Origin of the sequence: Chryseobacterium sp. 2987, assembly GCF_031456375.1 — a bacterium.
GTDB classification, from domain to species: domain Bacteria; phylum Bacteroidota; class Bacteroidia; order Flavobacteriales; family Weeksellaceae; genus Chryseobacterium; species Chryseobacterium vaccae.
In genome coordinates, this window is the sequence record NZ_JAVDUN010000006.1 from 256,431 (window position 1) to 269,576 (window position 13,146).

General features: G+C 37.8%; 13 protein-coding genes. 11 read left to right on the plus strand and 2 right to left on the minus strand.

Annotated elements, in window-relative coordinates:
- Positions 1-11 precede the first annotated feature (11 nt).
- The 6 genes from nadB (at position 12) to J2Y40_RS18790 (ending at position 7,955) form a co-directional block, all read left to right on the plus strand.
- Complete coding sequence (gene nadB, locus J2Y40_RS18765; protein WP_153397379.1) at positions 12-1,583, plus strand: L-aspartate oxidase; 1,572 nt, start codon at positions 12-14, stop codon at positions 1,581-1,583.
- Between the two features lie 13 nt (positions 1,584-1,596).
- The gene (gene nadC, locus J2Y40_RS18770; protein WP_153397377.1) at positions 1,597-2,457 is read left to right on the plus strand and encodes a carboxylating nicotinate-nucleotide diphosphorylase; all 861 of its coding nucleotides are present in this window, start codon (positions 1,597-1,599) and stop codon (positions 2,455-2,457) included.
- A gap of 209 nt (positions 2,458-2,666) precedes the next feature.
- A complete protein-coding gene (locus J2Y40_RS18775; RefSeq protein ID WP_153397375.1) occupies positions 2,667-5,327 on the plus strand; it encodes a TonB-dependent receptor in 2,661 nt (886 codons plus the stop codon).
- 77 nt (positions 5,328-5,404) lie between these two features.
- On the plus strand, positions 5,405-5,836 hold the full coding sequence (locus J2Y40_RS18780) for a hypothetical protein (RefSeq protein ID WP_153397373.1): 432 nt from the start codon (positions 5,405-5,407) through the stop codon (positions 5,834-5,836).
- A 73-nt stretch (positions 5,837-5,909) separates the two neighbouring features.
- On the plus strand, positions 5,910-6,902 hold the full coding sequence (locus J2Y40_RS18785) for an aspartate-semialdehyde dehydrogenase (RefSeq protein ID WP_153397371.1): 993 nt from the start codon (positions 5,910-5,912) through the stop codon (positions 6,900-6,902).
- A gap of 54 nt (positions 6,903-6,956) precedes the next feature.
- Positions 6,957-7,955, plus strand: a complete 999-nt coding sequence (locus J2Y40_RS18790; protein WP_153397369.1) for a cation diffusion facilitator family transporter — start codon at positions 6,957-6,959, stop codon at positions 7,953-7,955.
- A 232-nt stretch (positions 7,956-8,187) separates the two neighbouring features.
- Here J2Y40_RS18790 and J2Y40_RS18795 read toward each other — a convergent pair whose 3' ends face one another.
- Both J2Y40_RS18795 and xrtF read right to left on the minus strand, forming a co-directional pair.
- Positions 8,188-8,628: an exosortase F system-associated membrane protein gene (locus J2Y40_RS18795; RefSeq protein WP_310000705.1), complete on the minus strand. Its 441-nt coding sequence runs from the start codon at positions 8,626-8,628 to the stop codon at positions 8,188-8,190.
- Positions 8,615-9,145 carry an exosortase family protein XrtF gene (gene xrtF / locus J2Y40_RS18800; protein WP_310000707.1) on the minus strand — a complete coding sequence of 177 codons (531 nt, stop codon included), beginning with the start codon at positions 9,143-9,145 and terminating at the stop codon, positions 8,615-8,617. The genes J2Y40_RS18795 and xrtF overlap by 14 nt, the downstream gene beginning before the upstream one ends.
- A gap of 220 nt (positions 9,146-9,365) precedes the next feature.
- On the opposite strand from xrtF, the gene J2Y40_RS18805 reads away from it, so the two are divergent.
- The 5 genes from J2Y40_RS18805 to J2Y40_RS18825 all read left to right on the plus strand — a co-directional run bounded on the left by J2Y40_RS18805 (position 9,366) and on the right by J2Y40_RS18825 (position 13,045).
- Entirely contained in the window at positions 9,366-10,385 is a 1,020-nt protein-coding gene (locus J2Y40_RS18805; RefSeq protein ID WP_310000708.1) for a phosphotransferase, read from the plus strand.
- 171 nt (positions 10,386-10,556) lie between these two features.
- Positions 10,557-10,973 (plus strand): RNase adapter RapZ, encoded by a 417-nt coding sequence (locus J2Y40_RS18810; protein ID WP_153397361.1) that lies wholly within the window; start codon positions 10,557-10,559, stop codon positions 10,971-10,973.
- A 67-nt stretch (positions 10,974-11,040) separates the two neighbouring features.
- Positions 11,041-11,754, plus strand: a complete 714-nt coding sequence (locus tag J2Y40_RS18815) for a nucleotidyltransferase family protein (protein WP_153397359.1) — start codon at positions 11,041-11,043, stop codon at positions 11,752-11,754.
- Between the two features lie 7 nt (positions 11,755-11,761).
- Complete coding sequence (locus J2Y40_RS18820) at positions 11,762-12,514, plus strand: TIGR00730 family Rossman fold protein (protein WP_153397357.1); 753 nt, start codon at positions 11,762-11,764, stop codon at positions 12,512-12,514.
- Positions 12,515-12,574: 60 nt separating this feature from the next.
- A complete protein-coding gene (locus J2Y40_RS18825; protein WP_231128713.1) occupies positions 12,575-13,045 on the plus strand; it encodes a DUF6702 family protein in 471 nt (156 codons plus the stop codon).
- The last annotated feature ends 101 nt before the right edge of the window (positions 13,046-13,146 follow it).

Consider the following 13,146-nt stretch of genomic DNA (forward strand, 5'->3'; position numbering starts at 1 on the left):
AAAGCAAGCATATGATAAAAGCGGATGTATTAGTAATTGGTTCCGGTATCTCGGGACTTTCTTATGCCATAAAAGTTTCTGAACAGTTTCCTGATGCCAAGATCATCATCGTAACCAAATCTGACGAAGACGAAAGCAATACGAAATATGCACAGGGCGGACTGGCCGTGGTCACCGATTTCAAAAACGATAATTTCGACAAACATATTGAGGACACCATGCGTGCCGGAGACGGTGAAAACAAACGCGATGTGGTGGAAATGGTAGTAAAGGAAGCCCCTGCAAGATTTAATGAAATTGTAGAATGGGGCGCCAACTTCGACATGAAAAACGGAAAATTTGCGTTAGGAAGAGAAGGCGGCCACACGGAAAACCGCATTGTACACCACAAAGACATCACCGGCTTTGAAATTGAAAGAGCACTGCTTGAAACAGCCAATAGCAGTCCTAATATTGAGATACTTGATCATCATTACGTTATAGACATCATCACCCAGCACCACGTTCCGGGAAAAGAACTGAACGAAGGTGATATTCACTGCTACGGAGCCTACATTCTGGACGAAAAGTCAAGAAAAATCAAGAAAATCACATCAAAGATCACTTTGGTGGCTACCGGAGGGGCCGGACATGTTTACAAAAATACAACCAACCCTACCATTGCCACCGGTGACGGAATTGCTTTTGTAGCCCGTGCCAAAGGAAAGGTTTCCAACATGCAGTATTATCAGTTTCACCCAACCGCACTTTACAGCAAGATTGACGGCATGCTTTTCCTGATTTCAGAGGCGGTGCGTGGAGACGGCGCTAAATTAAGAACCAAAAAAGGCGAAAAATTTATGCATAAATATGATGAGCGTGAAGAACTGGCCTCCAGAGACATCGTGGCAAGAGCCATTGACAATGAAATGAAAATTTCCGGGGACGAATATGTAGGTCTGGACTGCCGCGAAATGGATCATGAAAAATTCCTTGAACACTTCCCGAATATTTATAAAAAATGTAAAGATGAAGGAATAGACCCTTTCACACAGCTTATTCCTGTTGTTCCTGCCTGCCACTATCTGATGGGCGGAATTGAAGTAGACCGAGACGGGCAATCTTCCATAAGAAACCTTTTTGCTGTAGGTGAATGTACCAATTCAGGCCTTCACGGAGCCAATAGACTGGCTTCAAATTCTTTACTTGAAGGTTTAGTTTTCGGGCACAATGCCGCTATGAAAACAGTAAAACTGCTGAATGAAAACAACTTCAATTTCGATGATCTGAAAGCAGTACCGGAATGGGACGAGGAAGGTATGAAAATCATGGATGAAATGGTTATCGTAAGCTATCTCAGAAAACAGCTTCAGGAAATGATGAGTGACCTGGTAGGTATCGTGAGAAGCAACAGACGTTTAAATATGGCACTCCAGAAACATCAGGAGATTGCCGCTGCTGTGGATGAAATTTACCGTTACTCCATTCTTTCCCCTCAGTTATCAGAACTAAGAAACCTGACCACCGTTGCCCATCTTATCATTACCGAATCTATGGAAATGAAAGAAAATAAAGGAGCATTTTACAATAAAGATCTAGCCTAAACAAAATAGTATAATGAAAAAGCCCAGCTACGTTACCGATAAAGCATTAAAAACATTTATTAAAAACGCTCTTGAAGAAGACATTCAGGATGGCGACCACTCCACTCTTTCCACCATTCCTCAGGATCTTGAACAAAGCGCCAAGCTTTTAGTAAAACAGGATTGTATCTTAGCAGGGGTAGAGCTGGCAGAAATTATTTTTAAAACTTTTGATAAAAACCTGAAGGTTGAAACCTTCATCAAAGACGGAGCTGCCGCAAAAGTAGGAGATGTCGCCCTTATTGTAACCGGAAGCGCAAGGTCTATCCTTTCCACCGAAAGATTGATCCTGAACTGCATGCAGCGAATGAGCGGAATTGCCACTTTAACTCACGAGTGGGACTCAAGACTGGTGGGAACAAAAACCAAACTTTTAGACACCAGAAAAACAACGCCTAATTTCAGAATATGTGAAAAATGGGCAGTAGCCATAGGCGGAGGAACCAATCACAGATATGGATTATATGATATGATCATGCTGAAAGACAATCATATTGACTACAACGGAAGCATTACCAATGCTGTAAAAATGGCTAAAGACTATATCAAAACCCATAAGAAAAAATTAAAAATTGAGGTAGAAACAAGAAATCTTGACGAAGTTCAGGAAGCCATCAAAGCAAAAGTTGACAGAATCATGCTTGACAATATGGATGTTCCAACGATGAGACAGGCCGTAGAAATGATCAATGGATTATGTGAATCTGAAGCATCAGGTGGAATTACCCGTGATATGTTAAAAGAAATAGCCTCTACAGGAGTTACCTTTATCTCCGCCGGAGCCCTTACTCACTCGGCTGAGAATATCGATTTGAGTCTCAAAGCCGTGAAATAGCGTTGTATTTTTAATAAAAAGAGCCCCTGTTTGTTAAAAATTCAACAATATGATTTTTTTCATATAGAAATTCAACTTTTGTCCATAATACTGAAAATCAACAACATAAAGCTTATTAAGATTTAGTAAAAATTAACATTGAGTTAATAATAGTTAAAATTTATTTTGCGAATTTTGCAGAAAATTAAATCTAATTATTACTAACGATTATGAAATTAATCAACAAATCGATGCTGTCTGCAGTAATCACACTTTCTACAGCCAGTGTCTATTATGCTCAACAAGTTCAGGACACCGCAAAAGCGAAGTCTAATGACATTGAACAAGTTGTATTAACTGGTGTTGCCGATATCGCTAAAGATAGAAAAACTCCGGTAGCAGTTTCAACAATTAAAGAAGCTCAGATTGTTGAAAGATTAGGAAATCAGGAATTCCCTGAAATCTTAAACACAACCCCGTCTATTTATGCAACTAAAGGAGGCGGTGGATTTGGAGACGGTAGAGTTAATGTTCGTGGATTTGATATGAACAACACTGCTGTAATGATAAACGGTGTCCCTGTAAATGACATGGAATCCGGATCTGTTTACTGGTCAAACTGGGCAGGACTATCTGACGTAACTTCTGCAATGCAAGTACAAAGAGGTCTTGGATCTTCTAAATTAGCAATCGCATCTATTGGAGGTACTATTAACGTACTAACAAGAGCGGCGGACAAAAAAAGAGAAGGTAACGTTACTGTAGGACTTGGTAATGATGGATATCTTAAAACTTTATTTTCATACAATACAGGTAAGTCAGCAAAAGGATGGTCTTCTTCGTTCTTAATGTCAAGAACAGCAGGAGCAATGTATGTTGATGGAACTGATTTTGAATCATATAACTATTATTTCGCTTTAGGTTACCAACCTAATAAAAAGCATGATTTCCAGTTTACTTTTACAGGTGCTCCTCAATGGCACATGCAAAACTATCAGAGTAGAATTTCCGATTTCATTAAATATGGTGAAAACGGAGAACCTAACAGAAGATATAATCCAAACTGGGGATATTTAAAAGGAGATGTTTACTCTCAATCCGTTAACTTTTACAGCAAACCTGTAGCATCTGTTAACTGGGATTGGAATATCTCAGAAAAATCTAAGTTATCCACTGTATTATATGCTTCTTGGGGAAGAGGTGGAGGAACAGGTTTCCTAGGAGGTATTAATGGTAATAATATCAACAGTGCAAAACTTAAAAATGACCAGGGACAAATCAGATTTGATGATATCTATGCATGGAACCAAGGAGCAGCCATCCCAGATTTCTCAAACGCTGCCGGTACAGCAGCTCCTGCTAATCCAAATCCGGGAATTGCCACCAGAACTAGTGGTCTTGTAAGAAGATCACATATTAATTCTCATGACTGGTATGGTTTCTTAACTAACTTCCAACATAAAATTAATTCTAACTGGAGCTTCTCTGCAGGTTTAGACGGAAGATATTATTATGGTTACCACCCGGGTCTTATCTCAGGAATGTTAGGGAATTCAGAATATCGTGAAAACAGTAACCTGAATGCAGCACCATACTACTCTGTTACACAATCTTACGAGCCTAAGCCTTCTGCTAATCCTTTTGTAAAAGCAATCAAAGATAATTCACAGATTGCCAGCAGAAACTTTAACGGAGAAGTAATGTGGTTAGGAACTTTTGGACAGTTGGAATACTCAAACGATGCCATTTCAGCATTTCTACAAGGGTCACTTTCCAATCAGCAGTTCCAGAGAATTGACAATTGGGTTATAGACGGTGTTACCAAACAACAAAATCAGGTAGTTAATACTAAAACCGGATTTAAAGGAATTTGGGGATACAATGTTAAAGCTGGTATCAACTATAATATCAATGAGCAGCATAACGTTTTTGCCAATATGGGTTATTATTCTAAACAGCCTAATAACTATGCGGTATATCCAAATAATCAACAGGTATTAAATTCTAATCTACAGAACGAAAAAATTGCTTCTGCAGAGTTAGGATACGGATTCAGAAGTTCTGCTTTCAGAGCTAATGTTAACCTGTATTACACTTCATGGAAAGACAGATTCCAAAGAGTTACCAATGTTAATATTAATACTCCTACCCCATCAAATCCAAATAACCAAACCAGAGCTTATGTAAACTTATTAGGTGTACAGGAAGTTCACATGGGGGCAGAATTCGAAGCATTCTATAAAGTTACAGATTACTTAGAATTAAACGGTATGTTCTCAATAGGTAACTGGAAATACAAAAACAATCCTGTTGGAGAATTATTCGATGATAATAACGTTGCTATAACTGATCCTAAAACTAACAGTAACTCAGTACAGCTGGCGTTAGATGGTATTAAAGTTTCTGATGCAGCACAAACAACTGCAGCTTTAGGATTTACTTTAAAACCAGTAAAACAACTTAGCGTTTTCAGTACTTGGAGATATGCTGATAATTTATACGGAACATTTAACATTGACCAAAATTTCATCATCAATAATGGCGTAATTCCAAAAGCAGCTGAAAAAGGAGCTTTAAAGATGCCTAGCTATAATCTTTTTGATTTAGGTGTATCTTATTCTTTCAACCTGAATAACGGAAACAGACTTATTGTAACGGGTAATGTTTATAACCTGTTTGATACTACTTATATCTCTGATGGTAAGTCTTCAAATCATGTTAAAGATGTTGCTGATTTCAAAACATCTACTAATACTGATCAGCAGGCACAGCAACTATATAATGCTTACATCAACAATCCAGCAAACTTCTACAAAGGTTTGGATACTTCTAACCAAGTATTCTTTGGATTCGGAAGAACATGGTCTGCATCAATCTCATATAGATTCTAATATTATAGATTTTATACCTATCAAATCCCGGCGAAAAGCCGGGATTTTTGTTATATTTGTGTACAAAAAAATTGATTATGGATTTTTACAAAATTTTACTTAATGCCCACAAAGGATTCGGGTATCTTGAGCTTCTTTTAGTAGCATTATTTATTATTGCGCTTTTAGCAACCATGTTCGGCTTCAGCGGCAAAGTGAACAAATTTTTGAAGAAGACCACGCTCTTTACAATGATCTTCTTCCACATCCAGTTCCTCTTGGGAATCATTATGTTAGTGATCAACTTTACTAAAGGAATGGATATGGGATCTGTGATGAAAAATGCAGATTTAAGATTTCAATATGTAGAACATCCATTTTCTATGCTTATTGCGGCCGTATTGATGACCATCATCAACAAAAAAGTAAAATCCAACGATACCATTTCTTTAGGAATTGTAATCATGGGGCTTATAGCGGCAGGTTTATTTGCATTCGCATTCCCTTGGACAAGAGTCTTTGGGGCTTAAAAACATAAAAATAAGTTATCATTTATGAGTTAACTTTTTAAATAGTTTAATCTTTAAATTTTTAATTAAATCAATGAAAGTAGCTGTAGTAGGTTCAACAGGAATGGTTGGACAAGTTATGCTTAAAGTTTTGGAGGAGAGAAACTTCCCTGTAACAGAATTAATTCCGGTAGCATCCGAAAAATCTGTAGGCAAGAAGGTGAAGTATAAACAGAAGGAATTTACGATTGTAAGCATGAAGGACGCTATAGCTGCCAAACCTGATATTGCTATTTTCTCTGCAGGAGGTTCTACTTCCCTGGAATTCGCTCCTCTTTTTGCAGAAGTCGGAACAACGGTTATCGACAATTCTTCAGCCTGGAGAATGGATCCGGATAAAAAACTGATCGTTCCGGAAATCAATGCCCATGTTTTAACCAAAGAAGACAAGATCATTGCCAACCCGAACTGTTCAACCATTCAGCTCGTAATGGTTTTAGGACCTTTGAATAAAAAATATGATCTTAAAAGAGTAGTCGTTTCCACCTATCAATCGGTAACAGGAACCGGTAAAGCTGCTGTAGACCAGCTGAACTCAGAGATCAGCGGAGATGATTCCGTAACCAAAGTATATCCTTATCAGATCTTCAAAAATGCTCTTCCTCACTGTGATGTATTCAGTGATGATGACTATACAAAAGAAGAGATCAAGCTGATGAAAGAACCTAAGAAAATTTTAGGGGATGACACCTTCAACCTAACAGCGACAGCTGTTAGAGTTCCGGTACAGGGAGGCCACTCAGAAAGTGTGAACATTGAATTTGAAAATGAGTTCGACCTCAACGAAGTAAGAAAAATCTTATCCGAAACCCCGGGCGTAGTAGTAATGGATAACGTAAAAAACAACGAATATCCAATGCCGCTGTATTCCGAAGGGAAAGACGAAGTTTTCGTCGGCAGGATAAGACGCGATCTTTCACAGCCCAAAACGCTCAACCTCTGGATCGTAGCAGACAATCTGCGAAAAGGAGCCGCAACGAACGCTGTACAGATTGCAGAATACTTAGCAGCCAACAACTTAGTTTAAACTAACAAAATAAAAAAGGGTCTCAAAATTGAGATTCTTTTTTTTATCAAACCTATGGACAAAAAAAAGAAAAACAATAAAGATAAAATAGGCTTTCAAAAATGGATTGCCGGTTTTGGAGTCATTCTTTTCATCGGAAAGATCATCGCCTGGAAACTCACCAATTCAGATGCTGTATTTTCAGATGCCATGGAAAGTATCGTAAATGTAATCAGTGCATTTATGGGCCTCTACTCTCTTTATCTTGCTGCAAAACCCAAAGACGAAGACCATCCTTACGGCCATGGAAAGGTAGAGTTTGTCACATCCGGTATAGAAGGGGCCCTGATTGCCATTGCAGGAATCATGATTATTTATGAAGGTGCTCACAGTCTTATCGTCGGAAAAACTCTTGACAAGCTGGATCTGGGCATATGGATTATAGCAGCAACGGCTATTGTTAACTATCTTCTTGGCTATATTTCCATTAAAAAAGGTCAGGCAGAGAATTCACTGGTGCTTGTTTCTTCCGGAAAGCACCTTCAATCTGATACCATAACCACTCTTGGCGTAGTAGTCAGTTTAGTCGTTGTATATTTTACTAAAATCTATTGGCTGGATTCAGCGGTAGCCCTTGTTTTTGGAGCTTACATTATTTTTGTAGGCTATAAAATTGTAAGAAAATCCTTAAGCGGGATTATGGATGAACAGGATCCGGAACTTCTTAATCAGATCATCAGGGTTTTGGAAGATAACAGGAAAACAGAATGGATTGATGTTCACAACATGAAAATCCAGCAATTCGGGGCCTCCCTTCATATTGATGCTCATATTACTTTACCCTGGTATTATAGCCTCCGCGATGCCCATAACGAGATGGAAAAAATGATTGTCCTTCTTGCCCAAAATATCAAAAGAAATATCGAATTCAATTTCCATATGGATGATTGTAAAACCATCTCATGCCCGGTCTGCCAGATCAAAGACTGTCCGGTCCGCGAAAAAGACTTTGTAAAAAGAGTTAAATGGACTCCTGAAAATGTAACAAGTGTTGATAAGCATTCAGTAGAGTAATAACTGGTACCATATTCACTTGTTTAACCTGAATCGGGTTAAGGAATTAAAGGCTGGAAGAGGGAAGTCGCTTTTAGTTATAAATACTGAAAACATCTGTAAAATCAAATTAGCTAAAAAAGATGGCAATCTATTATTGATGACCTTCAGAACCTCCCTCTTCCATCATCTGGCTTCAAACTTTCATCAATTAGATATTCTTATTCTGAACTAAGGTTATTTACATTCTCTCTCAGCTTTCTTTCCCCATAAGCATCTGTCTTCTGTAGTAAAACACAGGGACAATTAGCAGCAATGTTAGAGGCTGAATGACGAACCTCCTCATATAAAAGGAAAAAAGGTATCCGATACCGAAACGGTCATAGATACAGTAAAGGTAGATTGGAAGGGTAATTACAAAGATAATCGCGATCAGAAGAGCGCCCTGTATTGTCCAATCCCGTTTTTTAAACAGACACTGAATAATCAGGCAGGAAAAGAGCAGATTCAGCAAAAATCTGAAAAGATGTGATATGATCAGCTTTCCCCATTCAAAGTGTGGAAATTCAATATTTTTATTGGCTTCATGAAAATAATCCAGAAAAGGATCATAAAAAATCTGTCCTTCAAGCAACCTCACCCCTGCAAGGCCGCAGATTCCTGCTATTACCAGAAGCCAGTTAAGAATTCTCATGTTTTAAAGCAAAAAATTTGATCCATATCAGCCAAAGAATTACCACTGTACCATAAATAATTGCTGGGAAAACAAAATCATGGAACATTTTTCCGTATTCAGCATGATCGGTCATCACAATATTCAGGGCAGCAATCCTTATGAGATTCATTACATACAACAAAGCAAGGCCTGCAAGAGCGAATACAAACGTTTTTGCCCCTTTATAAAAAGCAAATACAAAAGCGGCAAATAAAATCATTACAGAAACGGCATTACAGCCTTCCACCATTCTGGTGGCATAATCCGTCTTTACATAAAACCAGACCTGTTCATTTTTGATATCATCATAAAGACGTGTTGGATAGCCCAGCGCATTCTGGATACTACTTACCTGTCCGGCAATCATTCTTGAAAAAAGATCAAGTCCCTCTCCTTTTCCGCTGTTCAGATAAAACTGATATGCAAAAAGCAGCACCATATAGATGATGATGAACCTCAGCAGAATAAGTAAAACAGGCTTAAAATCCTTTAACATACTGCAAAGATAAAAATTAGGGTGAAAATGAAAGAGAAAAGTTAAGGTTTTGGGAATGAAACATTGAAGCAGGAAGATAAAAAATATGAGAAACCTTTAAAACAAGTGAAAATCCAAATCAAATACATAACCTTGATAATCTTCACCTTACAAGCATCCAAAGCCTCCATCCGGCATCTATTCTCTACTCACTGTAAATTAGTATATTTGTTTCCATATTATGACTTCCGAAAACGCAAAACGATTTTTTGAAAATTATCTGGGTGAAACTTCTTCTGAGTTTATTACATTAGCTCAAAGCGGCTCTGCGAGGATGAATTTTCTGGCCGCATCCGGCACCCGGAAATATATTGTAACCGGCAATGAGAATATTCCGGAAAATGAAAGTTTTCTTTATTATTCTGAAATTTTCTCTGAGCTCAACCTTAATACCCCAAAGATATTTGCAATTTCTGATGACAGAAAAATGTATATTCAGCAATATCTTGGGCAAAATACCCTTTCAGAGCTTATTACCAAAGAAGGGCTTTCCCGCCGGATACAATCTCTGGTAAAGCAAACTCTGGAAAAACTTTTCCAGCTTCAGGTTCTTACACAAGGGAAAATAGATTTCGCTAAAACTTTTGAATATGAAAGTTATGATGAACTTCCGGTGATCCACGATCTGTATTACTTTAAAAACTTTGTAGCAGATGTGCTCGAACTGGAGTACAAAAAGTCAGCTTTATTGAAAGAATTCAGAAAAATAGCCACTCTTATTGAAACCCTGGAGCCCAAAGGGATTATGATCCGTGATTTTCAGGCCAGAAATATTATGGTGGATGAAAATGACGGGGTTTCTTTCATTGATTACCAGTCTGCGATGAAAGGACCGTTGATGTATGATGTAATTTCTTTTCTTTTTCAGGCTAAAGCCAATTTTCCGGAAGACTTTAAAAATGAAATGCTTGATTTCTATATTTCACAGTTTGAAAATATGGAAAACCAATCTCAACTAAAAAAATCGGTAAGACCATTACAGATGATGAGATTCCTGCAGGTACTTGGTGCTTATGGATTTAGAGGGCTCATCCAACGGAAACAGCATTTCCTTACTAGTCTGGAAATGGGAATCAGAAATATTGCCCAATTCGCAGAATACTGGGAACAGATGGATGACTATCCTGAATTGAAAAAAGTGATCAAACAACTCACAACGGAGGAAACAAAATTAAAAATTAATGTCATTTTAAACCATTAAGAGCTTTTAAATGTTAAGATTAATGTTTTCACAGATAATATAATAAAGTCTTAAATTCTTTTATTAACGAACATTATAAAGAGCTCCTGAATAATTTTGATTGATCAAAATCTTAATTTCCCTTAAAACTTAATCAACCTTAATAGTTCAAATAAAATAAAAAAAGAAGAAATGCTACACATCGACATACACAGTTTTTCGTACAAAAAAGGAGGAATTCCTAAAGACAATACCGGAAACGGAGGCGGTTTCACTTTTGATTGCAGAGGAATTCTGAATCCCGGAAGAATTGAAGAATATAAAACGCAGACCGGAAATGATCCCGGCGTTCAGGAATATCTGGAAACCCAAACCGAAATGCCTAAATTCCTTGAGCTGGTAAAAAACATCATTTCCATCAATATCGACAATTATCTGGAAAGAGGATTTGAAAATCTTCAAATCAGTTTCGGATGCACCGGGGGGCAGCACAGATCTGTCTATTCAGCGATCAAAATTGCCGAATTCATCCGCGAAAAATATCCTGAAGGTACAGAAATAAGCCTTCACCATGACGAACAGCACCACCTGAATATCGGTAATCAGTAATGAGCAATAAGTAATTTTACTTACGATTATTCATGACCTATTATCCATCACTTATTACCCATACTATATGAAAGCTCTCATTTTCGCAGCAGGAAAAGGCACAAGACTGAAACCTTTTACAGATCATCATCCAAAAGCTTTGGCTAAAGTAAACGGCATACCACTTTTAGAAAGGAATATCCAATACCTGAAAAGTTTCGGAATTACCGATTTTGTGATTAACATTCATCATTTTGGGGATCAGATTGTTGACTTTTTACATAAAAACAGTAATTTCGGATGCAGCATTGAAATCTCTGATGAAAGAGAAGAGCTGCTGGAAACAGGAGGCGGCTTGATTTTTGCTAGAAAATTCCTCGATCACGGGGAAGATTTTCTGATCATGAATGCTGATATTTTAACGGAAATCAATATCAATGCGCTGGTAGAATACCACAAAAAGATAAAAGATTTTGCTACATTAGCGGTTTCGGACCGTGAAAGTTCGAGAAAACTTCTTTTCAATGATGATATGGTTTTGAGAGGCTGGCTGAATGTACAGACCGGAGAACAGAGACTTGCGGAATTCAACAAAGGTTTCAAAGCTCTTGCCTTCAGCGGCATTCACTGTATCAACCCCGTTATCTTTGAAAAAATAAAAAGAACCGGCAAATTCTCTGTTATGGAAGAGTATCTTGACCTCATGCAAACCGAACATATTCACGGTTTTGTACATGACAGCATCCTGGTGGATGTAGGAAGACCAGAATCTGTAATAGAAGCCGAAAAACATTTTAAATAATTTTGCAATGGAAATAGATGGAACCAGGGATGAGAGTTTAGTAAATCCGGAACTTGATATTAACGAAACAAAACTACACAATAGTCTCAGACAGAAAACCTGGGACGAAACCATTACCAAAGACAGCTGGATGGTTTTCAAAGTAATGGCAGAATTTGTTGATGGCTATGAAAAACTGGCTAAAATAGGCCCGTGTGTATCCATATTCGGTTCTGCAAGATTGAAACCGGAAAGCCCGTATTACGAAATGGCGGTAGAAATTGCTGAAAAGATCACCAAACTGGGCTTCGGAATCATTACCGGAGGCGGACCGGGGATTATGGAAGCAGGAAATAAAGGTGCTTTCAATGCTGAGGGAAGATCTATAGGGCTTAATATTGATCTGCCGTTTGAACAGCATTTTAACCCGTATATCAATAAATCATACTCTATGAACTTTGATTACTTTTTCGTACGAAAAGTAATGTTTGTAAAGTATTCTCAAGGTTTTGTGGTGATGCCGGGCGGTTTTGGAACCCTGGATGAGCTTACGGAAGCAATGACCCTTATTCAGACCAATAAAATAGGAAAGTTCCCTATTGTTCTTGTAGGAAGCAAATTTTGGGACGGTCTGCTGGATTGGTTCAAAGCAACCCTGCTGGAAGAAGGAATGATCGCAGCTGACGATCTTGACCTGTACAGAGTCGTAGACACTGCAGATGAAGCTGTTGCTCACATCAAAGCATTTTATGATAAGTATTCTGTGAATGTTAATTTTTAATTGGCATATTATTTGTGACTTATATAATAAGCAAGTATGATTGTAAATCTATTAATTAAGATGAAAAAACTTTTATATATATCAGGAATTTTAACATTTTTTGTGTTAATGAGTTTTATGTATGTAGACTTTTTCTCTTCAATGACCAAAGTGGATTATATCGACGGAAGCAAAACATTGAAGTTTACCACAAAAATGAATACCAACCATATCTCTGATGCTATTAAAATCAATCCGAACACGGCTGGATTTGAAGCAGAAGTAAAAAAATATGTGAACAATAATTTTGATGTGTACGTTAATGGGGCTCCGAAAACGATTACCTTCACCGGAAGTCAGGTCAGCGGAGAAACGGTATGGGTATACTTTGAAACCGGAGGCGTTTCAGACATCAATACCTTAAAGATTAAAAACACGATCCTTTTAAGTTCTTTCCCGAAGCAGAACAACGTAGTTAGTGTTTCTTACAAAGGAAGCCAGAAAGTAATGAGTTTCCAGCGGGGCAAGGAAGTGAATGAAGTATCGTTCTAAACAAACAGAACAATTTAAAATATAACCACTGCTGATGCGGTGGTTTTTTTGTGGGTGTAAACTTCCCTAAAAATGTGTCCATTTAAAGATAGAGTTTTTGG